Genomic DNA, 26,362 nt, shown 5'->3' on the forward strand with positions numbered 1-26,362 from the left:
GATCCGCACCGGCCGCTCCCGCGGGCTCCACCGCGTACGCAACGTCGCACGCGCCCCTTTAGACTCGGTCCCTGGACACCCCCGGGGGCGCGGCGGGGGCCAAGCCACACGGAAGCACGGGAAGAGATGTCGGCACCCAACAAGTCGTACGACCCTGTCGAGGTCGAGGCACTGAAACCGGACGTGATCGAGCGGGTGCGCAACGAGGCGCTCGCAGCCATCGCGGCCGCGGACAGCCTCGACGCGCTGAACGAGGTCAAGGTCGCCCACGCCGGCGACCGTTCGCCGCTCGCACTCGCCAACCGGGAGATCGGGGCCCTGCCGCCGCACGCCAAGGCGGCGGCGGGCAAGCTCGTCGGCCAGTCCAGGGGCGCGGTGAACAAGGCGCTCGCCGCCCGCCGTGAGGAGCTGGAGGCCGAGCGCGATGAGCGCGTCCTCGTCGAGGAGGCGGTGGACGTCACGCTGCCCCACGACCGGGCCCCCGCAGGCGCCAGGCACCCCCTGACGACGCTCGCGGAGCGCATCGAGGACATCTTCGTGGCCATGGGCTACGAGGTGGCCGAGGGCCCCGAGGTCGAGGCCGAGTGGTTCAACTTCGACGCCCTCAACATCGGGCCCGACCACCCCACCCGTTCCACCCACGACACCTTCTTCGTCGAGGGCGGCAAGCCGGGCGAGGAGTCCGGACTGGTGCTGCGGACGCAGACCTCCCCGGTGCAGATCCGGTCCATGCTGGACCGTGAGCCGCCCGTCTACGTGATCTGTCCCGGCCGGGTCTTCAGGACCGACGAGCTGGACGCGACCCACACCCCCGTCTTCCACCAGGTCGAGCTGCTCGCCATCGACAAGGGCCTGACCATGGCCGACCTGAAGGGCACCCTCGACCACATGGTGCAGGCGCTGTTCGGCGAGGGCATGAGCACGCGGCTGCGGCCCGACTACTTCCCCTTCACCGAGCCGTCCGCGGAGATGGACATGGTCTGCTTCCGCTGCCGCGGCGAGTCCGTCGGCAATCCGGACCGGCCCTGCCGTACGTGCTCGAGCGAGGGCTGGATCGAGCTGGGCGGCTGCGGCGTGGTCAACCCGCGGGTGCTGGTCGCCTGCGGCATCGACCCGGAGGTCTACAGCGGGTTCGCGTTCGGCTTCGGCATCGAGCGGATGCTGATGTTCCGGCACAACGTCGCGGACATGCGGGACATGATCGAGGGGGACGTGCGGTTCACCCGCCCGTTCGGGATGGAGATCTGATGCGCGCCCCGCTTTCCTGGCTGCGGGAGTACGTCGACCTGCCCGCCGCCGTGACCGGCCGCGACGTGGCCGAGCGGCTGATCGCCGCCGGTCTCGAGGTCGAGACCGTGGAGCGGCTCGGCTCCGACCTCACCGGGCCGCTCGTCGTCGGCCAGGTGCTGGCCATCGAGGAGCTGACCGAGTTCAAGAAGCCCATCCGCTACTGCCGCGTGGACGTCGGCACGGCCAACGGAACGGGCGAGCCGCAGAACATCATCTGCGGCGCGCGTAACTTCCGGGAGGGCGACAAGGTCGCCGTCATCCTGCCCGGCGGCGTGCTGCCCGGCGGGTTCGAGATCACCGCCCGCAAGACGTACGGCAAGGTCTCCGAGGGCATGATCTGCTCGGTCCGCGAGCTGGGCATCGGCGACGACCACGACGGCATCCTCGTGCTCCCGCCCGAGCACGAGCCCGGCACCGACGCGATCGAGCTGCTGGAGCTGGTCGACGAGGTGCTTGACATCTCGGTGAACCCGGACCGCGGCTACTGCCTGTCCATGCGCGGCCTGGCCCGCGAGACCGCGACCGCCTTCGGCCTGCCGCTGCGCGATCCGGCCCTGCTCGACGTGCCGGAGCCCAACGACGCCGGCTACCCCGCGCACGTCGAGGACCGGACCGCCTGTGACCGTCTCGTGGTGCGCACCGTCTCCGGGCTGCGGCCCGAGGCACACGCGCCGCTGTGGCTGCAACGCCGCCTCCAGAAGGCCGGGATGCGGCCGATCTCGCTCGCGGTCGACGTCACCAACTACGTGATGCTCGAAATGGGCCAGCCGCTGCACGCCTACGACCGGGCCAGGCTGAGCGGGCCCATCGGGGTGCGCAGGGCGAGGGCCGGGGAGAAGCTGACGACGCTGGACGGTGCCGCCCGCGCCCTCGACCCCGAGGACCTGGTGATCACCGACAATTCCGGTCCCGTCGGTCTGGCCGGGGTGATGGGCGGCGCCGACACGGAGATCGCCGACGCCACGGAGGAGCCGCTGGTCGGCCAGGCCGAGGGCACCACCGAGATCGTTCTGGAGATCGCCCACTTCGACCCGGTGTCCGTGGCCCGCACGGCCCGCCGCCACAAGCTGTCGAGCGAGGCGGCCCGGCGCTTCGAGCGCGGCGTCGACCCGCAGGCCGCGGCGGCGGCCGGACAGCGCGCCGTCGACCTGCTGGTCCTGCTGGCCGGTGGCACCGCGGACCCCGGCGTCACCGAGGTCGCCGCGCCCGCCGCCGCACGCGGCATCGTCATCGGCGCGGACCACCCGGACCGGGTGGCGGGCGTCGCCTACGGGCGCGAGACCGTGGTGCGCAGACTCCAGGAGATCGGCTGCGACGTCGCCGGTACCGACGAGCTGACCGTCACCCCGCCGAGCTGGCGCCCCGACCTGACCGATCCGAACGACTTGGCGGAAGAGGTCATCCGGCTGGAGGGGTACGAGGCGCTGCCGTCCACGCTGCCCCGCCCGCCCGCCGGGCGCGGTCTGAACGCGCGCCAGCGGCTGCACCGCCGGGTCGGCCGGGCCCTGGCGGGCGCGGGCTATGTCGAGGCGCTGAACTACCCGTTCCTCGGCCCGGGTGCGCTCGACGCCCTCGGACTGCCCGAGGGCGACGCCTGGCGCACCACCGTCCGGCTGGTCAACCCGCTCTCCGACGAGGCGCCCTCGCTGCGCACCACGCTGCTGCCGGGACTGCTGGACGCGCTGCGCCGCAACGACGGCCGCGGCAGTCACGAGCTGGCGCTGTTCGAGACCGGTCTGGTGTTCCGGCCCACGGGACACGAGGGGGCCGCCATCCGGCTGCCGGTCACCGCCCGCCCCACGGACGAGGAGATCGCGGCCCTGGACGCGGCGCTGCCGAGGCAGCCGCGGCGGGTCGCCGCCGTGCTCGCCGGTGCCCGCGAACGGGCCGGCTGGTGGGGCGCCGGGCGCCCCGCGGACTGGGCCGACGCCATCGAGGCGGCGCGCACCGTTGCGCGGGAGGCGGGCGTGGAGCTGAGCGTGGAGAACGACCAGCACGCGCCGTGGCACCCCGGCCGGTGCGCCGCGCTGTACGCGGAGGTGGCGGGGGAGAAGACCCTCGTCGGCCATGCGGGGGAGCTGCACCCGCGCGTCATCAAGGCGCTGGGCCTGCCCGCGCGGGCGTGCGCGATGGAGGCCGACCTCGACCTGATCGCGGAGGCCGCCTCCGGAGTGCCGACCGCGCCGCCCGTCTCGTCGTTCCCGCCCGCGACGCAGGACGTCGCGCTGGTGGTGGACGCCTCGGTGCCCGCCGCGGACGTCGAGGCCGCGCTGCGGGCCGGTGCGGGTGACCTGCTGGAGTCCCTGCGGCTGTTCGACGTGTTCACCGGTGAACAGCTGGGCGCGGGCCGCAAGTCCCTCGCCTACGCGCTCAAGTTCCGCGCCGCCGACCGCACACTGACCGCCGAGGAGGCCACCGCGGCCCGCGAGTCGGCGGTCGCCGCCGCCGTCGAGCGCACCGGCGCGGCTCAGCGCGGCGCGTAGCACCGTTCCGTACCGCCCCGTGTGCCGCCCCGGCGGGCACGGGGCGGAGGCGGTGCCTCAGCCTTCCGCAGGCAGCGGTCCTGCGCGGCGCGGGTCGGCCAGGCCGCTCATCAGGTCGCCGTGCCGGCTCAGCCGGCCGGGCAGGTCGTGCAGGGTGAAGACCAGCCGGTCCGGATCGGCGCAGGACTCGATCTCGTCCCAGGTGACCGGTGCCGAGACGAACGGCGCGGCCCTGGCGCGCAGCGTGTACGGCGTCGCGGTGGTCTTGCGCGCCGCGTTCTGGCTGTGGTCGATGAACACCCGGCCCGGCCGCAGCCGCCGCGCCATGGTGGCGATGGCGAGCCCCGGCAGCGCCGCGGCGGCCTCGGCCGCCAGGCTCTTGGCATAGGCGGAGGTGCTGGCCGAGGGCGCGGCGGGCCGCAGCGGGCACAGCAGGTGCAGGCCCTTCGAGCCCGACGTCTTCGCGTACGCGGTCAGCCCGTCGGCCGCCAGCCGCTCCCGCAGCCAGCGCGCCACCTCGCAGCATTCGACGACGGTGGCCGGGGCCCCCGGGTCCAGGTCGAACACCAGCCGGTCGGCCAGTCCCGGCTCGTCCGCGCGCCACTGCGGCGTGTGGAACTCCACCACGAGGTTCGCCGCCCACACCAGCGCGGCCAGGTCGGCCACGACCACCTGCCGCAGCGTGCCGCCCCCGGAGCGCGGCACATCCGCGCTGGTCACCCAGTCGGGCGTGCCGGGTGGCACGTTCTTGGTGAAGAACGTCTCGCCGTCCGGCCCGTCCGGGTAGCGCAGCAGGCTCAGCGGGCGGTGCACGAGGTGGGGCAGCAGCACGTTCCCGTGGACCGCGTAGTAGTGGAGCAGCTCGCCCTTGGTCGTGCCGTCCGGGTAAATGACCTTGTCCAGGTTGGACAGCGGCAGACGGCGCCCCTCCACGGTGACGACAGGCATACCCTGAGAGTGCACGAAAGGGGCAGATGATGCGAACCATATGGAAGGGCTCCATATCATTTGGCCTGGTCACCATTCCGGTCAAGGTCGTCAGCGCGACGGAGAACCATTCGGTCTCCTTCCGCCAGATCCACACCGCGGACGAGGGCAAGATCCGTTACCGCAAGGTGTGCGAGATCGACGGCGAGGAGGTGTCCGGCGACCAGATCGGCAAGGCGTACGAGACGGGCGACGGTTCCCTCGTCCAGCTCACCGACGACGACCTGGCCGCCCTGCCGCTGCCCACGGCGCGGACCGTCGAGATCCTCGGCTTCGTCCCCGTCGACAGCATCGACCCGTACCAGCTGGACCGCTCCTACTACCTGACGGCCGACGCGGGTGCGGCCAAGCCCTACGTGCTCCTGCGCGAGGCGCTGCGGCGCGCGGGCCGCGGGGCCATCGCCAAGCTGGCGATGCGCGGCCGGGAGAACCTGGCACTCGTCCGGGCCCTGGACGACGAGGACGTGCTGGGCATGCACACACTGCTGTGGCCGGACGAGATCAGGTCGGCCGCGGGCCTGGCCCCGACCGAGCAGGTCTCCGTCCGGGACGCCGAGCTCGACCTGGCCTACACGCTGATGGACACCCTCGGCGCCGTGGACATGACGGAGCTGCACGACGAGTACCGCGAGGCCGTCGAGGCCCTGGTCAGCGCCAAGCTCGCCGGCACCGCCCCCGACCTGAGCGCGGTCGGCGCCCCCGAGGGCGGCAAGGTCGTCGACCTGATGTCCGCCCTGGAGGACAGCGTGCGCAGCGCCAGGGAGTCCCGCGGCGAGACGGCGGAGGACGAGGAGGGCCGGGAGGCCACCGTCCACCCGATCAAGAAGTCCGCGGAGAAACGGACCGCGAAGAAGACGCCGGCCAAGAAGACCGCACGGAAGGCCCAGTCGAAGAAGGCGGCGGCCGGGAAGGCGGAGGGCGGGAAGGCGGAGGGCGGGAAGGCGGAGGGCGGGAAGGGGACCGCGAAGAAGTCCGCGGCGAAGAAGACGCCCGCGAAGAAGACCGCCGGGCGCAAACGCGCCTCCTGAACGTGCCTCCGGGCCCCGGCCCCCGCCGGGAGCCCGTTCAGCCGCCGTACGAGTAGAAGCCCGCACCCGCCTTCCGGCCCAGCTGTCCCGCGGCGACCATCCGCAGCAGGAGCGGCGGCGGCGCGTACAGCGGCTCCTTCAGCTCCGTGTACATCGACTCGGCGATCGAGGTCACCGTGTCGAGGCCGATCAGGTCCGCGATCTTCAGCGGGCCGAGCGGGTGCGCGCAGCCCAGCTCCATTCCGCTGTCGATGTCCTCCCGGGTCGCCGCCCCCGACTCGAACATCCGGACCGCGGCCAGCACGTACGGGATGAGCAGCGCGTTGACCACGAAGCCCGAACGGTCCTGCGCCCGGATCGGATGCTTGCCGAGCACCCGAGCGACCAGCGCCTCCGCCCGCTTGATCGTCTCCTCCGACGTCGTCAGCGCCGGGATCAGCTCCACGAGGCGCTGCACCTGCGCCGGGTTGAAGAAGTGGATGCCCAGCACCTGTGCCGGGCGGGCGGTGGCCACCGCCAGGTTCACCAGGGGGATGGCGGAGGTGTTGGAGGCCAGGATCGCATCCTGCCGGGTCACGACCTGGTCGAGGACCTGGAAGATCTCCGTCTTCACCTGCTCGTTCTCCACGACCGCCTCGATCACCAGATCGCGGTCGGCGAACTCGCCGAGGTCCGTCGTGAACGTGATGCGCTCCAGCGCCGCGTCCCGCTCCGCCTCGCTGATCTTGCCGCGTCCCGCCGCCTTCTCCAGCGAGTTGACCAGCCGGGTGCGGCCCAGCTCCAGGGCCTCGCCCGTGGTCTCCGCGACCCGGACGTCCAGTCCCGACCGCGCACACACCTCGGCGATGCCCGAGCCCATCTGGCCGCAGCCCACTACTCCGACACGTTCGATATCGGTCACACCCAGCCCCTTCGCCGGTCCACTCCGCTCGCCCCGACGTTACCGGGTGGCGTGCGGGGGGCGGACCGGCCCCTGCCGGTCCGCCCCCCGCACGGGGCCCGTGGCCGTCAGCCGCCTGCGCAGGCGGCGCCGTTCACGGCGAAGGCACGCGGTGCCTCGTTGCTGCCCGTCCAGCTGCCGATGAATCCCAGGGTCGCGGCCGAGCCGGGCGGCAGCGTCGCGTTCCACGCCGCGGGAGTGGCGGTGACCTCGTCGCCGCTCTGCGTGAAGCTGCCGTTCCACATCTGGCCGACGCGCTGCCCCGAGGGGAACGTCCACGACAGCCGCCAGTCGGACAGCGGCCGCGTCCCTGTGTTGGTCACCGTGACCTCACCCTGGAAACCGCCGTCCCACTGGCCCGCGACCCGGTAGCCGACCGTGCAGTCGGCATCCGCGGGCGGCTCCTCGGGGTCGGGCCCGGGGCCGGGCCCCGGGCCCCCGCCGCCGGGCTCCGAGGTGTCGCCGTAGATGACGCCGCGCCCGTTCGTTCCGACGTACACGCGCCCGTACACGTCCGGGTCGCCGGCGATGGCGGAGCCGGTCCAGGCCCACTGGTGGTCGTCGTCGTTGATCCGTACCCAGGTCGCGCCGGCGTCGACGGACCGGAAGATACCGCGCACGCCGTCGACGACACCGCTGCTGTACAGCGCGTGGTAGTCGGCGCCCTCGGCCGCCTTGCCGAAGCCGATGTTGTCCGCCGCCACGCCCGTGACCTCGGTGAACGTCGCACCGGCGTCCGTGGAGTGCCACAGCCCGCCACCCGCGAGCCACACGTCGCCGCTCGCGCCCGGCACGGCCGCGAAGCGTACGTCGCCGGTCGGCAGGCCCGTGGCGGACGAGGCGGTGAACGTCGCGCCGCCGTCGGTGCTCACATAGAACGTGCCCTCGGCGACGCCGTAGAAGACGTCGGGGTCGACCCGGTCGGCCTCGACCCTGGCGCCCTGCGGCAGCCCCTGGGAGGCGGTCCAACTGGTGCCGAAGCCCACCGAGAAGTGCGGGGCCGCGCCTTCCGCCGGGCTCCACACGAACCGGCTGCCGTCCGCCGCCGCCGCGACCGTGCCGCCCACGGCGCCGGAAGGAGCGGTCCCCTGGAACCAGTTCGCCCCGCCGTCGGTGGAGAACCCGACCAGGGGCGCCGTGCCCTCGCCGACGTGGTTGCCGACGCGGACCACGGTGCCGGGGGACAGTTCGGCGAAGTCCAGGCTCGTGGTGGTCCCGAACGCCGGGAACATCGCCGCCGGCACCTGCTCGACGTCGGTGTGCCGGAAGCCGCCGATGTCACCGAGCCCGCTGAGGACCTCCGTCGCGCCGGGCGGCGCGGCCAGATCCTGCACCGACGTCTCCTCCAGGCCCTTCACCATCGGCCGGACCGTGAAGGTCTGGTCGCTGTCCCAGTTGGTCAGCTCCGTCGTGCCGTACACCGTCGCGCCGGTGCCGTACATCAGCCGGTCGGGGTCGAACGGGTCGATCTCCATGCCCTCGGTCATCCAGCCGAGCTTCGGAGTCTCCTCCGGCGGCTGCGGCGTCGAGCCGAACGTCAGCCACGGCACCTCGGACACGTCCATCTCGTACCGCTTGGTGCGTTCCGGGTAGGCGCCCCACGACCACGCCTGGGTCCAGGACTCGCCGCTGTCGGTGGAGCGGAAGATCTGCGTGTCCGGCCACCACGAGCTGTACCCCGTCACCATCACGGTGCCCGGGTTCTGCCGGTCCACGGTCAGACCGCTGAAGCCGAACCAGCGATCGCCGCCCGCCGGTACGGGCGACACGTCGGTCCACGTGCCGTCCGCCGTGTCGAGGCGCCAGACCTCGCCGTCCTCGCCCGCGTACGGGCCGGGATTGTCGCTGGTGGCGACGAACAGGTCCCCGGTCTCCTCGTCCAGCACGCCCTTGTGCGGCAGATAGCCGGCCGGCTGCCCCGGGACCGCCTCCCACGTGGCGCCGCCGTCGGTGGAGCGGTAGATGCTCTCCGCCAGATCGGCCACCCCCGCGTAGATCGTCCCGGTCGGGCTGCCGGGGCTGCCGGACGCCGGGTCGAACGTCACCCAGGTGACGCCGATGATGTCGTTCTCAAGACCCCATGGATCGTCCGGATTGAGCACGTAGTCGCCGGGGTTGGGGAACGAGTCGACCTCATCCCACGTCACGCCCGCGTCCGTGCTGCGCCACAGCCCGTGGCCGCTGGGCGCGCCCAGGTACAGCACGTCGTTGTCGTTCGGGTCGACCACGAGCCGCTCGCCCATGCCGCGGCCCGGCATGTTGCCGCCGAGCTTGAACGGCAGTTCGCTGGTCTCCCACGTCTCGCCCCGGTCCGACGAACGCAGGATGGCGCCGTTGTTGGGGTCCCAGTCGTTGGTGTAGGTGCCGACGGCGGCGTACACCCGGTCCGGGTCCACCGCGTCGGTGGCGATCGAGGCGACGCCGGAGTAGCCCCACTCGTCCCAGCCGACGTGGTCGAGCAGCGGAATCCACTCCTGGCCCGCCTCGTTCCAGCGGTAGGCGCCGCCGATGTCCGTCCTGGCGTAGGCGAGGTCCGGCTCCGAGCGGTTGAAGACGATGCCGGGCACGAACCCGCCGCCGCCGATCTGCGCGTTCTGCCAGGTGTAGCTCGCGGCGGCGGCCCCGGCGGCGGTCCCGGTCTCGGCCGGGGCACCCGTGGCGGTTCCGGCGGTGAGCAGCCCGCCGGTGAGTGCCATGCCGGCCAGCAACGCCGTGACCGGTCTCCCTCTGCGCACGGTGGCGCTCCTCTCCGTACTCCACCGCGCGGGGCGGCGGTTGGGGGGTGGACATGCAGGTGGGAGCGCTCCCAGATGTGCGTGCCGCTGATGTTAACTGTCGAATGTTGTTCCCATAAGGGTGTGTCACAGGGGCATGACGAAGCGGGCTTCGTCACCCTGTGCGGGGTAGACATAACGTGGAGAGATGACAGGGGGCACGACATGGGACGCATCAGCCGAAGGGGTCTCGCCGTCGCCGCGTTCGGCACGCTGGCCGGGGCGCTGACGCTGCATCAGGCCGCCGCGGGCGCGCCGCGCGGCGGCGGCGGGCGCTCGGCCGCGCGCGCCGCGGGCATGCGCGGCATGTGGATCGCGACCGTCAATCAGATCGACTGGCCGAGCGCCCAGGGGCTTTCGGCCGACGAGGCGAAAGGAGAGCTGACCGGCCTGCTGGACACGGCCGCCGACTGGGGGCTCAACACGGTGTTCTTCCAGGTCCGCCCGACCGCGGACGCGCTGTGGCCCTCGCCGCACGAGCCGTGGTCGCAGTGGCTCACCGGGGAGCAGGGGCGCGACCCCGGCTGGGACCCGCTCGGCTACGCGGTGGCGGAGGCGCACGCGCGCGGCCTTGCGCTGCACGCCTGGTTCAATCCCTACCGGGTGGCCATGCACAGCGACAAGGACCGGCTCGCGCAGGGGCATCCGGTCCGCGAGCACCCGGACTGGGCGGTGACCTACGGCGGGCGGCTGTACTACGACCCGGGGCTTCCCGAGGTGCGCGCCTTCGTGCAGGAGGCGATGATGCACGCGGTCGAGTCGTACGACGTCGACGGGGTGCACTGGGACGACTACTTCTACCCGTACCCGGTGGCGGGCGAGGAGTTCGACGACGACGCGGCCTTCCGCGAGCACGGCGGCGACTTCGCCGACCGCGGCGACTGGCGGCGGCACAACATCGACCTGCTGGTGCGGGAGATGCGGGACCGCGTACACGCGGCCAAGCCGGAAGTGCCGTTCGGCGTCAGCCCGTTCGCCATCTGGCGCAACCGGTCGACGGACCCGCTCGGCTCGGACACGCGCGGCGGCGTCCAGACGTACGACGATCTGTATGCGGACGTCCGCGCCTGGGTCAAGGACGGTCTGCTGGACTACGTCGTGCCGCAGGTCTACTGGCACATCGGGTACGAGGCGGCCGACTACGGGACGCTCGTGCAGTGGTGGTCGGACGTCGCCGAGGGCACGGGCGTGGACCTGTACATCGGTGAGGCCATGTACAAGGCGGGCGATCCCGGGCAGCCGGAGGCGTGGCAGGACCCGGCGGAGCTGTCCAGGCACCTGACGCTGTGCGCGGACCACGCGCCCGTCGGGGGCAATGTCTTCTATTCGGCCTCGCAGGTCGTCGGCGACCCGATCGGTGCGATGCGTCGCGTCCACGAGGACCACTACCGCACGTGAGACCGCCCGGCCGCGGTTCCGGCGGCTCCGGCGGTCCTGGCGGTTCTCGGCACGTGGCGGCGACGCCGCGGCCGGCCCGGCGGGTCTCCGCCGGGCGGCGCCCGCTCCCCGCCCGCCGGAGACCTCGCCGGCGGTCGGTCACCCCGGCCCCGAGGGCCCCGCGGTGCACCGCGTCCTGGGCGCCTCCAGGACAAAAGCCGGGGGAGCCGCGGACTGATCCGGCGCGACCGAAGGGCCGGACCCGGGGGTGCCGTTCCGGGAACGTGGGTCCGGGGCTGCGGTACGGCTCGCGCGTCGCCACCGGGTCCGGTCAGGTGCGCCGTGGCCGGCCGACGGCCGCGGCGCCGCGTGGTGCGGCGGCCGCGCGGTTCCCGCGCAGGTACGTCACCGTCGCCCACCGGGCGGGCCGCTACCGGGAGCACGGTCGGCCTAGGACGCCGGAACGCCCCGGCCCACCAGTCTCACGGGACACCGGCCGCGGTGGAGGAACGGGTCGTCCGGTCGCGGCCCGAGCGCCGCCTCGGGCCGGCTCGGCGGGCCGCTCGCTGGGTGGCGGCGACGCAGATCAGCACGCCCGCCGCCGTGGCCACGGCGGCGGGACCGAGGCGTTCGTCGAGGAGTGCGACGGACCAGACGAGGGTCAGCAGGGGCTGGGCCAGCTGGAGTTGGCTGGCCCTGGCGACGCCGGCGAGGGCGAGGCCGCGGTACCACACCACCAGGCCGAAGAAGCTGGAGCCCGCCGCGAGCCAGAGGACCCCGGCCACGGCGTGGCCCGTGAGATGGGCGGGCTCGGCCGCGAGGGCAAGCGCGAGTCCGGGCAGCGCGAGCGGCAGGCTGCCGACCAGGGCCCAGGAGATGACGTGCCAGCCGGGCATGAGACCGGCCAGCCGCCCGCCCTCGCCGTAGCCGGCCGCGCAGATCAGGAGCGCGGCGAAGAGGTAGAGGTCGCCGGTGGCCAGGGCGCCGTCGCTCTCGTGTATCGCAAACGTGATCACCACCGCGGCCCCGGCCACCGCGGCCGCCCAGAAGGCGCGCGGCGGGCGGCTGCCGGTGCGGGCCGCGGCGTAGCCGGCGGTGGTCAGCGGCAGCAGGCCGATGACGACGGCGCTGTGGGCGGTGCCCGAGGTCGTCAGGGCCAGGGTGGTCAGCAGGGGGAACCCGATCACGCAGCCGCCGGCCACCAGCGCGAGTCCGGGCAGGTGGCGGTTCGGCGGCGGGGACGCACGGACGGCGAGGAGGCAGCAGCCGGCGATGAGGGCGGCGAGGACGGTGCGGGCGCACGTCACGGTCCACGGGCCGAGCCCTTCGAGCGCCCAGGCGGTCGCGGGGAAGGTGAGGGAGAACGCCGTGACCCCGAGGGCGGCCAGGAGGAGCCCGCGGCGCGCGGTCGGTCCGCGGACGGGGACCGCTACTGCCACCGGCGCGATAGCGCTATTCTGTGCTGTCATGCATCACGGTAGCAGCGTCGCGGAACTGGCCACCTCTCTGCGGAGAGAGCTGAAGCGCTACTCTCCCGGGCAGAAGCTCCCGGCCAGCAGGGAGCTGGTTTCGCGCTACCGCGTCAGCCCCGTGACCGTGTCAAGGGCGCTGGCCGTGCTCGCCGCCGAGGGGCTCGTCGTCACCAGGCCCGGGGCGGGCGCGTTCCGTGCCGAGCCCTGTTCGCCGCGGTCGGTCCGCGGCGATCTGAGCTGGCAGGAGATCACGCTGACCGCCGCCCCGGCGGCGGACCAGGTGCCGCGTACCGTCGACGCGCAGGGCGTGCTGGCCACGCTGGCCGCGCCGGCGCCGGGAGTCATCGAGTTCAACGGTGGGTACCTCGCGCCCGCGCTCCGTCCGGACCGCGCCCTGGCCGCGGCGCTCGCCCGTGCGGGGCGGCGACCGGGCGCGTGGGACCGGCCGCCGATGGACGGGCTCGGCGAGCTGCGCGCCTGGTTCGCCCGCACGATCGACGGCGGTTCCGGGGCGCTGGCCGCCTCGGACATCACGATCACGGCGGGCGGGCAGAGTGGGCTCAGCGCCGCGCTGCGCGCCCTGGCGCCCCCGGGCGCCGCCATCCTCGTCGAGTCCCCGACGTACCCGGGGATGCTGGCCGTCGCGCGGGCTGCGGGGCTGCGTCCGGTGCCGGTGCCGGTGGACGCCGACGGGGTGCGGACGGAGCTGCTGAGCCGTGCCTTCGCGGCCAGCGGCGCCCGGGTGTTCGTGTGCCAGCCGCTGTTCCAGAACCCGACGGGCGCCGTGCTCGGCGCCGCCAGGCGCCGCGAGGTGCTGGCCGTCGCCCGCGAGGCGGGCGCGTTCGTCGTCGAGGACGACTTCGCGCGCAGACTCGCGCACGAGGACGCGGGCCCGCTGCCGCCCACCCTTGCCGCCGAGGACGCGGACGGTCATGTGATCCACGTCTGTTCGCTCACCAAGGTCACCTCGCCGAGCCTGCGGGTCGGTGCGCTCGCGGCCCGCGGGCCCGTGGCGGAACGTCTGCGGGCCATTCAGATCGTCGACAGTTTCTTCGTGCCGCGTCCGCTCCAGGAAGCTGCCCTGGAATTGGTCGGGAGTCCGGCCTGGCAGCGTCATCTGCGAACCGTGGCCGGTGAATTGCGGGCCCGCAGGGAGGCCATGACGTCGGCCGTCCTCGCCGGGCTGCCCTGGCTTTCCGCCGGCCGGGTGCCGCGCGGCGGCTATCACCTGTGGCTCGGGCTGCCGCCGGGCGCCGACGAGGCCGCGCTGTCCGCCGCCGCGCTGCGGGCCGGGGTCGCGGTTGCCGCCGGGCGGCCGTACTTCGCGGCCGAACGGCCCGCCCCGCACATCCGGCTCAGCTTCGCGCCGGCCGCCGGAGTGGCGGAGATCGCCGAGGGGGTGCACCGGCTGCGGCTGGCGTGCGAGGAGGTGCTGGAGGGAAGCCTCTGACGTCGGGAATCACGTCCGGAAGCATCCCGTATTGCCGGGGAATTCGCCTCGGTCGGTGGTTTTGGGGGACAGCTGGAAGATTCCGATGTCATATTTATGTTTCCCTGGTGGTGCGCTAATTCGACTGCTCGTACGATCGCGCCATGCTGGTCACGCTGGTTGCCGCTGCCCGCAGTTCCGCTGTCCTCGACATCCGTTTCGGTGACGACCGTCCGCTCGACGTGGCCGGCTGGCAGGCGCTGGAGCGGGCCATGCCCGTGCTGCTGCCGCTGGCCGCCGCCGAGCTCCGCTACTGTTCCCCGACCCCGTGCAGCAGGCAGACCGGTGACGCGCTCGGGCTCTCCCCGATGGCGCAACCGGCGCTGCGTGACTGCGACATGGGGCGGTGGCACGGGCTGACCCTCCAGGAGGTGACCGCCCGCGAGCCCGCCGCGGTCGGCACCTGGCTCGCCGATCCGCGGTCCGCGCCGCACGGCGGCGAGCCGCTGCTGTCGTTCGTCTCGCGCGTCGGCGGCTGGCTCGACACCCGGCCGATCGAGGGGGACGGCCGCGTCGTCGCCGTCACCGAGCCCTCGGTGATCCGGGCCGCCATGCTCTACGCCCTGAAGGCTCCGCCGCAGTCGTACTGGCGCACCGAGGTCAACCCGCTGTCGGTGGTCAGCCTCAGCGGGCGGCCCGGCCGCTGGAGCCTGCGCCTGGGGTGAGGACGCGGGTCCCGTGCACGCCGACGGGCCCGCCGCGGCGGGCGGCGCGCGGGAGGAGGAGAATGGGGGCATGAACACATCGCCAGTGCTCGTCTACGACGGCGACTGCGGGTTCTGCACCAGCTCGATGCAGTTCGCCCGGCGCAGGATCCGGCCGCGCTGCGAGGCCACGCCGTGGCAGTTCGCCGATCTGGCGGCGCTCGGTGTCACCCGGGAACGGGCCGAGCACGAGGTGCTGTGGGTCACGCCCACGGGCGCGGTCTACGGCGGCGCGCACGCCGTTGCGAAACTGCTGATGAGCGCCGGGGGCGCCTGGGCCGTGCTGGGCGCGCTGCTGCGGCTGCCGCCGCAGCGGTGGGCCGCACACGGCGTCTACCGGCTGGTGGCCGCCAACCGCCGCCGCATGCCCGGCGGCACCCCGGCCTGCGCCGTCCCCGCGCGCCGCCATCCCGGCGGGCCCCGGGACTGACACCGTCGCCCCGCCCCGGGGGCCGAGGCGGCGATGGCAACGTGGCGGCGAGGGCAGTGACTTCGCCGGCCGCCCCGACGGCGTTGGCGGCGCACTGGCCGCCGCATTGACCGCGTCGTAGGCGGAGGTCCCCGCAACGGACACGGCCCGCGCCGACAGGCCGAGCCGCCAGAACAGCGGCACGCCCGCGAACCGCACCAGCAGCGGCCTTGCGGCAGTCGGAACGGTGGCAGCCCGGGGCACGGCGCGCGTCCGCCGCACACCTCCGTTGCGCACGTCCGCAACGGGCAGGACACCGGCGGCCACGGCGGGCGGGCCCCCGTTCGACGGCAAAATGCTTGGCGGCCCGCCGCAGGGACGTGGTGCACTGCGGGCATGACCTGGTCCTGGCTCGGCCCACCCATGGACGTGCGGCCGCTGTTCCCCGTCGAGCGCGGTGCGTTCCTCGACCTGCTCAACACCCTCACCGCCGAGGACTGGGAGCGGGCGACGGTCTGCCCAGGCTGGGCAGTGCGGGACGTCGCCGGCCACGTGCTGCACGACCAGGTGCGCCGCCTGTCCGCGGACAGGGACGGGCACCCGGGCCCCGCGTTCGAGCCGGGCGAGGCGCTGCCCGGTTATCTCGCCAGGACGAACGAGGACTTCGTGCGGACGGCTCGGCAGCTCAGCCCGCGGCTCCTCGTCGGCCTGCTCGACCGCCTGGGACAGGAGCTCGACGCGATGTGGGCCGGCCGGGACCTCGACGCCCCGGCCGGGCTCGACGTCTCCTGGGCCGACCCGGGCGCGCCCGCGCCGACCTGGCTCGACGTGGCCCGTGAGTACACGGAGTACTGGGTGCACCAGCAGCAGATCCGCGACGCGGTCGGGCGGCCGGGCGCGGACGGGCCGCGGTTGCTCCGGCCGGTGATCGACGCCTTCCTGCGCGCCCTACCGCACACCCTCCGCGACGCCGCCGCCGCGCCGGGCACGGCGGTCACCGTCACGGTGCCAGGACCCGCGGGCGGGCGGTGGACGGCGGTGCGCGGCGCGGAACGCTGGGGCCTGGCCCCCGCCGCTCCGGACGGCGGGCGGGCCGCCGCCGAGGTGGAGCTGGCCGCGGACACCCTCTGGCGCCTCGCGTCGCGCGGCATCGAGCCTGCTGTGGCGCGTACGCGTGCCCGGCTGCGCGGGGACGAGGCACTGACCGGGGCGGTGCTGGAAATCGTCTCGATCATCCGATAGGGGCCCGGCCGTGCGCCCCGGGCCGGTCCGCCGCCGCAGGTGGCCACGCATACGATGACCGGCAGGCAGCAGTGGAGACAGGGGAGACCCAGCATGCCGACGCTTCACCTCGTGACCGGCGCCCCGGGTTCGGGCAAGTCCACGGTGCTTCCGCACCTGGCGCACTACCCGTTCGGCGCCGTCGACTTCGACGAACTGCTGGCGCCCGACGGCAGCTTGCTGGGCGTGCCGGTGGCCTCTCCCGCGGCAAGCCAGGTGTGGCCCCTGTACAACAGGCTGTGGGCGAAGATCGTCCACATGCTGCTGCGTGCCGGCCGGCCCGTGCTGGTCCTGTGCCCCCTGACACCGGAGGAGTGGGAACGCGCCGCGGCGGGCGTCGCGGGTCTGCCGCGGGCCGCCTGGGCGCGTCTGGACTGCGACGATGCGGAGCGGCGCACCCGCCTCGCCGCCCGTGGCTGGGGTAACGCCCCGGTCGAGGAGGCGCTCCGGGACGCGGACGACCTGCGACGCGTCGTCGACCGGGAGTTCACCACCAGCGGCCGGAGCGCGGCCGACGTCGCGGCGGACCTGGCGGCGTGGGTCGGCGGGCCGGTACCGGTCGACGGGCCTGGCCGCGCGGGGTGATCGGGCGGACGGGCGCGGGGGCTCGGGCGCACCCGGCGTTCGCGGAGCGGCGCCGGTCTGAGTCGCGACGCGGCACGGCACGGCGCGGCGCGACGCGGCACGGCCTCGGACCTTGCGGGGGAGAAGGTCAGCCGGTGTCGCCGACGCGTATCCCCAGCAGTTCCTCCACCGTGCCCGCCGCAGGGGACAGCCGGTCGAGGGCGGCCGCGATGCGCCGCTCCTCGAAGGCGAAGTGGGAATCCAGGAGGGCGCTCAGGCCGTCGAGCTCCCCGCGCACCCGGCGGGCCTCGGCCTCGTCGGGCCGTTCGGAGATCCCGCCGAGCAGCCGCTCAAGATTGCCCTGGATCTCGCTCACCATCTGGTGGTCCTCCACCAGCTTGGCGATGACGGGTCGCAATTCGGGGAACTCCGCGGCCAGTTCGGGAAACGCGCCCCGGTCCTCGCCCTCGTGGTGCGCGGTCAGCGCCGCGCAGAAGGACAGGCAGTGCGCGGCGAGTTCACGTGGCCGACGAGTGGTCCGGCCGTCGAGGTGGGCTTCGGTGTCCCTGCGGAGCCGACGCAGGTCCGCACGCAGCCATCGGTGGATGGCGATCAATTCTCGGCCGAAAGCGATGAGCCGGTCGTCCGGCCCGGCGGGTGCACTCATGATCCGATCACCTTACCGACGCCGGGCGACGTCACGTCACCTCATGTCACCAAGCGCCCGGCCCGGCCCGGCCCCAGGTTGACATCAGGACCCGGCTGAACCAGGAATCCGTGCCCCGGGGAACTTCGTGCTGGTCAGCTCTTCGGAGATCTGCCAGATGCGCCGGGCGTTCTCGGCGCCGCGAAGGCGGGAGTAGAGCTTCTGCTCGGCCGGACGGCCCCTGAGGTGCCCGGGCCCGTTCGGCCCGTAGAGTCGGGCGCCCTGGGCGTCGGCAGCCGTCGCGGCGTAGAGGGCCGGGAGTTGCGCGGTCCCGACGCTCCCGACGAGGATGCCGCGGGCGGACATGGCGCGGATCATTCTGCCGCCCAAGGTGGCTCGGTCGCGGCCGACCTCCGGGCGAGCGGCGAGCAGATTCGTCGGAGCGATCCCCGGATGGGAGAGGTTGCTCGTGATGCCCCAGCCGCCTGCCTGACTGCGCCGGTCGAGTTCGAGGCCGAACAGTCCGAACGCGATCTTCGACTGACTGTAGGCGCGCCTGCCGTGGTACGAGCGTTCCCAGTTCAGGTCGTCCCAGTTGATGGCATTCTGGTTCGCCGCGACGCTGATCTGCGAGGTCACGCGCGCGTGGCCGGCGCGGAGCAGCGGCAGCACGTGGGCCACCAGGGCGAAGTGGCCGAGGTGGTTGGTGCCGAACTGAAGCTCGAACCCGTCGGTGGTCGTCTGCCGGTCGGGAGGCGTCATGACGCCGGCGTTGTTGATGAGGACGTGAATGGGGCGCCCTTCCTCTCGCAGGGTCTCGCCGAGGGCCGCGACGGAGTCGAGCGAGGACAGGTCGAGGGACCGGAGCGACACGTTCGCGTGGGAAACCGTCTGCCTGATGTGCGCGACCGCCGCCTCGCCCTTGCGTGGATTCCGGACGGGCAGAAGCACCTCGGCCCCGGCCGCGGCGAGCCGCGTGGCGAGCCCGAGGCCGACACCGTCGCTGGCTCCGGTCACCACGGCGCGCTTCCCGGAAAGGCCGGGAACGGTGATGTCGATGGGTGCGCGTGGCATGCGTTCACTCCTCGCAGTTGGGTGGTTGGCTCCACGGTCGCGGAAAACGGCGACTTTATTCAGGGCCGCTCGATCCACTGATACGGAAGGCCGGTGCCGCTTGGTCCGTTGGCCACGCAGCCGTGCGGAGCCGGGAAGGGGGGATCGGTGAGCCGTGGATGCCGGGATGCGCGGACGGTAGGAATGACGCAACGAGGGAGGCAACGCATGGTGATCGATCGGACAGGACTGGCGGAGTTCCTGCGGCGCCGCCGGGAGTCGCTGCAACCCGAGGACGTCGGCCTCCCGCGCGGACGACGCCGCCGGACCGATGGGCTGCGGCGGGAAGAGGTGGCGGCGCTCTGCCACATGTCGACCGACTACTACGCGCGACTCGAGCGGGAGCGCGGCCCTCAGCCATCCGAGCAGATGATCGCCTCCATCGCGCAGGGACTCCACCTCTCGCTCGACGAACGCGACCACCTGTTCCGGCTCGCCGGGCACAACCCGCCCGCGCGTGCCGCGATCAGTGAACACATCAGTCCCGGCCTGCTGCGCATCTTCGACCGCCTGCACGACACGCCCGCCGAGATCGTCACCGAACTCGGCGAGACCCTGCGGCAGACCGCGCTCGGCGTCGCGCTCACCGGCGACACGTCCCACTACAGCGGCCCGGCCCGCAGCATCGGCTACCGGTGGTTCACCGACCCCGCCGTACGGCAGCTCTACGCTCCCGACGACCATCCGTTCCTCACCCGCATGTTTGCCTCGGGCCTGCGCGAGGTGGCCACCCTGCGGGGGCCTGGTTCCCGCGCGGCGCACCTCGCCGGCCTGCTTCTCGCCCGCAGCGAAGAGTTCAGGAAGGTGTGGAACGACCACGAGGTCGGCATTCGTCCCCACGAGGTGAAGCACTTCGTCCACCCCGAGCTGGGCGCACTGGAGCTGACCTGTCAGCGGTTGATCGATCCGGACCAGGCCCATTCGCTGCTCGTCTACACCGCGATTCCCGGCAGCGAGAGCCACGAGAAGCTACAACTGCTGCCGGTTCTCGGAACGCGGGCCAGGCACTGATCGCCTCGTGGCCCTCGCGGCTCACCGCAGCGGCACTGGGCTGAGCCGGGGCAGCAATCCGGTACGGCTCCCCGTCCCGGAACGTCGCACCCGGCTCCGGCCGAGGCGGGGCCGCCGGCCGGCCATCGAGCGGTGAGACCGAGCGCTTCACCTGGCGGATGAGCGCTCGAGTTGGCGAGGCTGAGCGGCTGTGGTGGCGGGCAGCGATCCTGTGTCGATTGCGCGCCCCCGCCTTCTTGATGCACGGCTTCTCCAACGCGGGATATTACCGCCCACTTGGAATCGGCCACGCTCGCTTTCGGCGGCTTCGCCAGATCCGGCGCCTGGCCGTCGCCGATGGCGGCCACCTGGTGATTGCCTGCCCAATTGGCTAGGTTGCCCTCGCCTCGTCCGATTCTCACAGGGGAGTGGCAGCTATGCGGCAACAGCACATGACCTTCCAGGCGATCGAGGTCGGTGACGGCGGCGACGGGCGGTGGGCCGCCTACGCCCGGGCCCTGTGGCGGGAGATGGAGGGCCTGCTGACCGAGGAGGGCCGGACTCCGGAGGGCGCGGATCGTGTTCGGGCGCTGTTCCGTGCGCACATGCCGGAACTCGTCCCGGTTCTGGACCGTCTGGCCGGCCAACTCGACCGGCCCGAGGCGGAAGCCTTCCTCACCCACGCGGCACTGCGGCCGTTCTCCTCGGCCTGCACCCAGATCGGCGCGAACGGCACTCTGCTGCGCAACTACGACTTACGGCCCGATCAGTGCGAGGGCACCATCGTCTCCTCCTGCTTCCTGCGCCCCGTGATCGGGATGCAGGACGTGCTGTGGGGCTTGCTGGACGGGATGAACGACGCCGGTCTCGCGGTCTCGCTCACCTGGGGCGGACGTTCCGTCTACGGACGTGGCTTCGCCATTCTCATCGTGGTGCGCTACCTGCTGGAGACGTGCGACACCGTCGATGAGGCGGTCGGCAGGCTGCGGTCCCTGCCGGTCGCCGTCCCACAGAACCTCACCCTTGTCGATCCCGCGAAGGCGGTGACGGTGTTCGTGGGGCCGGATATGTCGCCGACGGTGGCGCCTGATGCCTGCGCCGCCAATCACCAGCACCTGCCGGTGACCGACGAGCAGGAACGGGCCTTGCGGACGCGGGAGCGGCTGCGCGCCATTCGCGCCGCGGGTGCGGACGTGGCGGCGATGCTGAAGCCGCCGCTGTACCGATCCGTCGACGAGCAGGGGTCGAGAACGCTCTACACAGCCCGCTACCGGCCTGTGGAGGGCCGTGTGACGTACTACTGGCCCGGTGAGTCCTGGCAGCAGTCCTTCAGCGACTTCGCGCCCGGATCCCGCACCGTGACCTTGGGCCGGGCCAGTTGAGAGGCTTTCCGGACTCGATGCGGCTGGGGCTCAGCCGCCGACCGCGGTGGGACAGCGGTTGACCGACCAGCTCGTCGACCGTGCCCAGGCCGAGGGTCTGAAGCCGGCCGGTGAGGGCGGGCCGCTCCAGCAGCTGACCAAGCGGCGGCTGGAGTCTGCCCTCGGTTACGACAAGCGCGACGCGGCCGGCAGGCACAGCGGGAGCAGCCGTTACGGCACGCGTTTCAAGGCTCTGGTGACCGATGTCGGGCCCAGTGGGGGTATCAGTGCCGCGCGACCGGGACGGTCCCTTCGATCCGAAGTTCGTCAAGAAGCGGCAAAAGCGGCAAAAGCGGCAGAAGTGTGTGACGGGGGCGGACGAGACCGTGAACTCACGGGCCACCAAGGGTCTGACGACCCGGGAGGCCCCGGCCCACCTGGGCGAGATGTACGGCGCCAAGGTGTCCCGGCAGGCGATCCCCACGATCACCGACAAAGGTCATGGACGGCATGACCGAGTGGCAGAACCGTCCCTCCTCAATCCCGCCGACGAAGTCCAAGGCCGGCGACACACGCCGCTCAGCCAAGCTCCCGAAACCATGCATTCGGCCCGTGACCTGTGAGTACCGCACCCCGGGACGGTGGCGCCGCCTCGCCCGCCAGGTGAATCCACGTACCGGCACCGACGCCGGGCCGGGAAGCTGGCCAGATCCTCGACCGGGCAGATCACATCCGCTCCAGCCGTCTTCCAGACTGTGATCCATCGACGAGTCCACCCCTCCCCGTCTCCAGGCGTCCCGCCACCGCCGGATCGATGGCGTACGACTCCACAAGATCGTCCAGAAGGCAGCTATGCGACCACACCGGGCGGGACGCGCCCTCCGGACGCGAACCAGTGACTTGATGGCCCCAGCACAGCGCATGAACGCGGCACCAGGCACGATTCGCCACGAAACCCCGTAGCTGAACGATGACTCCGCTGCCCTGCCCGCCATCTCAGCCGCTCAGCCCTGCCAACTCGAGCACTCATCCGCCAGGTGAAGCGCTCAGTCACATCGAGCCGCCGGCCATCGATCGCCCGATTGCATAACCCTGCTGAGCTGCGTATAGTCATGCCATCACCGAGGAGGAGGCGATGGCAGTGCGCGCTGCGGTGGCGGGAGCGAGTGGCTATGCGGGAGGGGAGATCCTGCGGCTGCTGCTGCAACACCCCGAGGCCGAGGTCGGGGCCCTGACGGGCCATGCCAACGCCGGGCAGGCGCTCGGCGGGCTCCAGCCCCAGCTGGCGCCGCTGGCCGACCGGGTGCTCCAGCCGACCTCGGCCGAGACCCTGGCCGGGCACGACGTCGTCTTTCTCGCCCTGCCGCACGGCCAGTCCGGCGCGCTCGCCGAGCAGCTGGGCGACGGCCCGCTGATCATCGACTGCGGCGCCGACTTCCGGCTGGCGGACGCCGCCGACTGGGAACGGTTCTACGGCTCCCCGCACGCGGGGACCTGGCCCTACGGGCTGCCGGAGCTGCCCGGGGCCCGCGAGGCGCTCAAGGGCTCCACGCGCGTCGCCGTCCCCGGGTGCTACCCGACGGCCGTCACCCTGGCGCTGTTCCCCGCGTACGCCGCCGGCCTCGCCGAGCCCGAAGCCGTGATCGTAGCGGCCAGCGGCACCTCGGGTGCCGGCCGTTCGCTCAAGCCACACCTGCTCGGCACCGAGGTCATGGGGGCCATGAGCCCGTACGGCGTCGGCGGCACGCACCGGCACACGCCGGAGATGATGCAGAACCTGTCGGCCGTGGCCGGGGAGCGCGTGACCGTTTCGTTCACCCCCACGCTCGCGCCCATGCCCCGCGGCATTCTGGCCACGTGTTCCGCGCGCGCCAGGCCGGGCGTCACCGCCGCGGGGCTGCGCCGGGCGTACGCCGAGGCGCTGGCGGGGGAGCCGTTCGTGCGGCTGCTGCCCGAGGGGCAGTGGCCCACCACCGCGGCCGTCGCCGGGTCCAACGCCGTGCAGATCCAGGTGGCCCTGGACGAGGCGGCCGGCCGCGTCATCGCGATCAGCGCCGTGGACAACCTCACGAAGGGCACCGCGGGGGGCGCGGTGCAGAGCATGAACATCGCCCTCGGCCTCCCCGAGGTGCTGGGCCTTTCGACGATCGGAGTGGCACCGTGAGTGTGACCGCAGCACAGGGATTCACCGCGGCCGGGGTGGCCGCGGGCATCAAGGACAGCGGGGGTCCGGACCTGGCGCTCGTCGTCAACCGGGGTCCGCGGTCCGCCGCCGCCGGGGTCTTCACCAGCAACCGCGTCAAGGCGGCGCCGGTCCAGTGGTCCGAGCAGGTGCTCAAGGGGGGCAGCGTGACGGCGGTCGTGCTCAACTCCGGCGGGGCGAACGCCTGTACCGGCCCACTCGGCTTCCAGGACACGCATGCCACGGCGGAACGCGCCGCCGACGTGCTCGGGCTCGGCGCCGCGGAGGTGGCCGTCGCCTCCACCGGTCTGATCGGCACGCGACTCCCCATGGACCAGCTGCTCGCCGGGGTCGGCACCGCCGCGGAGGAGCTGTCCGCCCACGGCGGGGAGCAGGCGGCCCTCGCGATCATGACCACCGACACCGTGCACAAGACGGCCGTCGTCGACGGCGACGGCTGGCGCGTCGGCGGCATGGCCAAGGGGGCGGGCATGCTCGCGCCCGGCCTGGCGACCATGCTCGTCGTGCTCACCACGGACGCCGACCTGGAGGCGCCCGCGCTGGACCGCGCGCTGCGCGCGGCGACCCGCACCACCTTCGACCGCATCGACTCCGACGGCTGCATGTCCACCAACGACATGGTGCTGCTCCTCGCCTCGGGCGCCTCGGGCGTCACGCCGGAGGCGGCCGTGTTCGCCGAGGCCGTCCGCGCGGTCTGCGACGACCTCGCGTTGCAGCTCATCAAGGACGCCGAGGGCGCGTCCAAGGACATCCGCATCGAGGTCGTGGGGGCGGCGAGCGAGGCCGACGCGCTGGAGGTGGGGCGTTCCATCGCACGCAACAACCTTCTGAAGTGCGCCATTCACGGCGAGGACCCCAACTGGGGCCGGGTGCTCTCCGCCATCGGCACCACCTCCGCCGCCTTCGAGCCCGACCAGCTCAACGTGGCGATCAACGGCGTGTGGGTGTGCAAGAAGGGTGCGCTCGGGGAGGACCGCGCGCTGGTCGACATGCGGTTCCGCGAGGTCACCATCACCGCGGACCTCGCGGCGGGGGCCGAGTCCGCCGTCATCTGGACCAACGACCTCACCGCCGACTACGTCCACGAGAACAGCGCCTACTCCTCATGACCAACGCCCCCGCCCGCAAGCACACCGCGCTGCCCAAGGCACGCATCCTCATCGAGGCTTTGCCCTGGCTGACCCGCCACCACGGCAAGACGGTCGTCATCAAGTTCGGCGGCAACGCGATGGTCGACGACGCGCTCAAGGCCGCGTTCGCCCAGGACGTCGTCTTCCTCAGGCACGCCGGCCTCCGCCCCGTCGTCGTGCACGGCGGCGGCCCCCAGATCAGCGCCCAGCTCGACCGGCTCGGCCTCACCTCCGAGTTCCGTGCCGGGCTGCGCGTGACCACCCCCGAGACCATGGACGTGGTCCGGATGGTCCTGGCCGGGCAGGTCCAGCGGGAGCTGGTCGGCCTGCTCAACCGGCACGGCCCGCTGGCCGTCGGCATGACGGGCGAGGACGCCCACCTGATGTCCGCCGTCAAGCGCTTCGCCGACATCGACGGCGAACGGGTCGACATCGGCCGCGTCGGCGACATCACGCACGTGGACACCGGCGCCGTGCGCGCGCTGCTCGACGACGGCCGCGTCCCGGTCATCTCCTCGATCGCACGCAGCGCGGACGACGACCACGTCTACAACATCAACGCCGACACCGCCGCCGCCGCGCTGGCCGCCGCGCTCGGCGCGGAGACGCTGATGGTGCTGACCGACGTCGAGGGCCTGTACGCGGACTGGCCCGCGAGCGACGAGGTCATCAGCCGGCTCACCGAGAGCGAGCTGGAGAAGCTGCTCCCCGAGCTGGCCAGCGGCATGGTGCCGAAGATGGAGGGCTGCCTGTTCGCCGTGCGGAACGGCGTGCGCACCGCGCGGGTCATCGACGGGCGGGTACAGCACTCCATCCTGCTGGAGATCTTCACGGACGAGGGAATCGGGACCATGGTCGTGCCCGACGCGGCCGGTAAGGGAGGGGCGGCATGAGCAACGCACCGGAAGGCAAGGGGCCCGGGGGCAACGCGGCGCTCGCGGCGCGCTGGCGGGGTGCCCTGATGGACAACTACGGGACTCCGCGCCTCGCGCTCACCCACGGCGAGGGCTCCCGGCTGTGGGACGCCGACGGCAAGGAGTACCTGGACTTCGTCGGGGGCATCGCTGTCAGCTCCCTGGGCACCGGCCACCCGGCCGTCGTGCGGGCCGTGTCCGAGCAGGTCGCACGCCTCGGGCACGTCTCCAACCTCTACATCGCCGAGCCGCCCGTCGCCCTGGCCGAACGGCTGCTCGGCCTGGTCGGCCGGCCGGGCCGAGCCTTCTTCTGCAACTCGGGCGCCGAGGCCGTCGAGGCCGCGTTCAAGATCGGCCGCCGCACGGGGCGTCCGCACATGGTCGCCACCGAGGGCGGCTTCCACGGCCGGACCATGGGCGCCCTCGCCCTGACCGGCCAGCCCGCGAAGCAGGCGGGTTTCGGCCCGCTGCCCGGCGATGTCACGCACGTGCCCTACGGCGACGCCGCGGCGCTGCGCGCCGCGGTCACCGAGCGGACCGCGCTGGTCATCGTCGAGCCGGTCCAGGGCGAGAACGGCGTGGTGGTCCCGCCGGAGGGCTATCTCGCCGCGGTCCGCGACATCACCCACGCCACCGGGAGCCTGCTCGTTCTCGACGAGGTGCAGACGGGCATCGGCCGGACGGGACACTGGTTCGCCGGGCAGGCGGCGGGTGTCGAGCCCGATGTGGTGACCCTCGCCAAGGGCCTCGCGGCCGGCCTGCCCATCGGCGCGACTCTTGCGTTCGGCCCGGCTGCCGACCTGCTCGCGCCGGGCGGGCACGGCTCCACCTTCGGCGGCAACCCGGTCTCCTGCGCGGCGGCGCTCGCCGTGCTGGACACCATCGAGTCGGAGAACCTGCTCCAGCGCGTCAAGGAGGCGGGGGAGCGGCTCCGCGACGGTATTTGGGGCCTCGGCCACCCGCTGGTCGACCGCGTCAGGGGCGCCGGACTGCTCCTCGGTATCGTGCTCACCGAGCCACGTGCACCGCAGGTGCAGCAGGCGGCTCAGGACGCCGGTCTCCTGGTGAACGCCGTCGCTCCCGACGTACTGCGGCTCGCGCCGCCGCTGATCATCGGTGACGCGGAGGTGGACGCGTTCCTCACGGCTCTGCCCGGCGTTCTCGACACCGTGGACACGTCAACCGGAGAGCGATGACCACCGGAGAG

21 protein-coding genes and 1 pseudogene are annotated in these 26,362 nt (G+C 72.9%); 16 read left to right on the plus strand and 6 right to left on the minus strand.

Going from position 1 to position 26,362, the window contains the following annotated elements; translation table 11 throughout:
- The first annotated feature begins 126 nt into the window (after positions 1–126).
- On the plus strand, positions 127–1,248 hold the full coding sequence (gene pheS / locus STBA_RS31825; protein ID WP_077062485.1) for a phenylalanine--tRNA ligase subunit alpha: 1,122 nt from the start codon (positions 127–129) through the stop codon (positions 1,246–1,248).
- Positions 1,248–3,773, plus strand: a complete 2,526-nt coding sequence (gene pheT, locus STBA_RS31830) for a phenylalanine--tRNA ligase subunit beta (protein WP_077062486.1) — start codon at positions 1,248–1,250, stop codon at positions 3,771–3,773. The genes pheS and pheT overlap by 1 nt, the downstream gene beginning before the upstream one ends.
- A 57-nt stretch (positions 3,774–3,830) precedes the next feature.
- Here the strand turns inward: pheT and ligD are convergent, their stop codons facing one another.
- A complete protein-coding gene (ligD, locus tag STBA_RS31835) occupies positions 3,831–4,721 on the minus strand; it encodes a non-homologous end-joining DNA ligase (protein WP_077062487.1) in 891 nt (296 codons plus the stop codon).
- Positions 4,722–4,750: 29 nt separating this feature from the next.
- Here ligD and STBA_RS31840 point away from each other — a divergent pair, with 29 nt between their 5' ends.
- Positions 4,751–5,788, plus strand: coding sequence for a Ku protein (locus tag STBA_RS31840; RefSeq protein ID WP_077063751.1), 1,038 nt, complete (start codon positions 4,751–4,753; stop codon positions 5,786–5,788).
- Between the two features lie 37 nt (positions 5,789–5,825).
- Here STBA_RS31840 and STBA_RS31845 read toward each other — a convergent pair whose 3' ends face one another.
- On the minus strand, positions 5,826–6,689 hold the full coding sequence (locus tag STBA_RS31845) for a 3-hydroxybutyryl-CoA dehydrogenase (protein WP_077062488.1): 864 nt from the start codon (positions 6,687–6,689) through the stop codon (positions 5,826–5,828).
- 107 nt (positions 6,690–6,796) lie between these two features.
- The gene (locus STBA_RS31850) at positions 6,797–9,463 is read right to left on the minus strand and encodes a cellulose-binding domain-containing protein (protein ID WP_107485147.1); all 2,667 of its coding nucleotides are present in this window, start codon (positions 9,461–9,463) and stop codon (positions 6,797–6,799) included.
- A 204-nt stretch (positions 9,464–9,667) separates the two neighbouring features.
- Here STBA_RS31850 and STBA_RS31855 point away from each other — a divergent pair, with 204 nt between their 5' ends.
- On the plus strand, positions 9,668–10,900 hold the full coding sequence (locus STBA_RS31855; protein ID WP_077062489.1) for a family 10 glycosylhydrolase: 1,233 nt from the start codon (positions 9,668–9,670) through the stop codon (positions 10,898–10,900).
- Between the two features lie 461 nt (positions 10,901–11,361).
- Here STBA_RS31855 and STBA_RS31860 read toward each other — a convergent pair whose 3' ends face one another.
- A complete protein-coding gene (locus tag STBA_RS31860; RefSeq protein ID WP_077062490.1) occupies positions 11,362–12,348 on the minus strand; it encodes a DMT family transporter in 987 nt (328 codons plus the stop codon).
- Here STBA_RS31860 and STBA_RS31865 point away from each other — a divergent pair.
- The 5 genes from STBA_RS31865 (at position 12,347) to STBA_RS31885 (ending at position 16,819) form a co-directional block, all read left to right on the plus strand.
- Positions 12,347–13,801 carry a PLP-dependent aminotransferase family protein gene (locus tag STBA_RS31865; RefSeq protein ID WP_077062491.1) on the plus strand — a complete coding sequence of 485 codons (1,455 nt, stop codon included), beginning with the start codon at positions 12,347–12,349 and terminating at the stop codon, positions 13,799–13,801. The genes STBA_RS31860 and STBA_RS31865 overlap by 2 nt on opposite strands.
- A 143-nt stretch (positions 13,802–13,944) precedes the next feature.
- Positions 13,945–14,505, plus strand: a complete 561-nt coding sequence (locus STBA_RS31870; protein WP_077062492.1) for a histidine phosphatase family protein — start codon at positions 13,945–13,947, stop codon at positions 14,503–14,505.
- 70 nt (positions 14,506–14,575) lie between these two features.
- Positions 14,576–14,974, plus strand: a complete 399-nt coding sequence (locus tag STBA_RS31875; protein WP_077063753.1) for a thiol-disulfide oxidoreductase DCC family protein — start codon at positions 14,576–14,578, stop codon at positions 14,972–14,974.
- A gap of 375 nt (positions 14,975–15,349) precedes the next feature.
- The gene (locus STBA_RS31880; RefSeq protein WP_077062493.1) at positions 15,350–16,195 is read left to right on the plus strand and encodes a maleylpyruvate isomerase family mycothiol-dependent enzyme; all 846 of its coding nucleotides are present in this window, start codon (positions 15,350–15,352) and stop codon (positions 16,193–16,195) included.
- A 93-nt stretch (positions 16,196–16,288) separates the two neighbouring features.
- Positions 16,289–16,819 (plus strand): AAA family ATPase, encoded by a 531-nt coding sequence (locus tag STBA_RS31885; protein ID WP_077062494.1) that lies wholly within the window; start codon positions 16,289–16,291, stop codon positions 16,817–16,819.
- A gap of 127 nt (positions 16,820–16,946) precedes the next feature.
- On the opposite strand, the gene STBA_RS31890 is transcribed toward STBA_RS31885, so the two are convergent.
- Positions 16,947–17,465 carry a hemerythrin domain-containing protein gene (locus tag STBA_RS31890; RefSeq protein WP_077062495.1) on the minus strand — a complete coding sequence of 173 codons (519 nt, stop codon included), beginning with the start codon at positions 17,463–17,465 and terminating at the stop codon, positions 16,947–16,949.
- 84 nt (positions 17,466–17,549) lie between these two features.
- On the minus strand, positions 17,550–18,518 hold the full coding sequence (locus STBA_RS31895; protein WP_077062496.1) for an SDR family oxidoreductase: 969 nt from the start codon (positions 18,516–18,518) through the stop codon (positions 17,550–17,552).
- A 207-nt stretch (positions 18,519–18,725) separates the two neighbouring features.
- On the opposite strand from STBA_RS31895, the gene STBA_RS31900 reads away from it, so the two are divergent.
- The 7 genes and pseudogenes from STBA_RS31900 to STBA_RS31930 all read left to right on the plus strand — a co-directional run bounded on the left by STBA_RS31900 (position 18,726) and on the right by STBA_RS31930 (position 26,351).
- Positions 18,726–19,568, plus strand: coding sequence for a helix-turn-helix transcriptional regulator (locus STBA_RS31900; protein WP_216355998.1), 843 nt, complete (start codon positions 18,726–18,728; stop codon positions 19,566–19,568).
- Positions 19,569–19,984: 416 nt separating this feature from the next.
- Positions 19,985–20,929 carry a C45 family peptidase gene (locus STBA_RS31905; protein WP_077062497.1) on the plus strand — a complete coding sequence of 315 codons (945 nt, stop codon included), beginning with the start codon at positions 19,985–19,987 and terminating at the stop codon, positions 20,927–20,929.
- A 46-nt stretch (positions 20,930–20,975) separates the two neighbouring features.
- Positions 20,976–21,442 (plus strand): annotated as a pseudogene (locus STBA_RS39125) (transposase); the annotation flags it as partial.
- A 601-nt stretch (positions 21,443–22,043) separates the two neighbouring features.
- Positions 22,044–23,072 carry an N-acetyl-gamma-glutamyl-phosphate reductase gene (argC, locus tag STBA_RS31915; protein WP_077062499.1) on the plus strand — a complete coding sequence of 343 codons (1,029 nt, stop codon included), beginning with the start codon at positions 22,044–22,046 and terminating at the stop codon, positions 23,070–23,072.
- A complete protein-coding gene (gene argJ / locus STBA_RS31920; protein WP_077062500.1) occupies positions 23,069–24,220 on the plus strand; it encodes a bifunctional glutamate N-acetyltransferase/amino-acid acetyltransferase ArgJ in 1,152 nt (383 codons plus the stop codon). The genes argC and argJ overlap by 4 nt, the downstream gene beginning before the upstream one ends.
- Complete coding sequence (gene argB, locus STBA_RS31925) at positions 24,217–25,134, plus strand: acetylglutamate kinase (protein ID WP_077062501.1); 918 nt, start codon at positions 24,217–24,219, stop codon at positions 25,132–25,134. Before argJ ends, argB begins: the two co-directional genes overlap by 4 nt.
- On the plus strand, positions 25,131–26,351 hold the full coding sequence (locus tag STBA_RS31930; protein ID WP_077062502.1) for an acetylornithine transaminase: 1,221 nt from the start codon (positions 25,131–25,133) through the stop codon (positions 26,349–26,351). The genes argB and STBA_RS31930 overlap by 4 nt, the downstream gene beginning before the upstream one ends.
- The last annotated feature ends 11 nt before the right edge of the window (positions 26,352–26,362 follow it).

Source organism: Streptomyces sp. MP131-18 (genome assembly GCF_001984575.1).
Lineage (GTDB): Bacteria > Actinomycetota > Actinomycetes > Streptomycetales > Streptomycetaceae > Streptomyces > Streptomyces johnsoniae.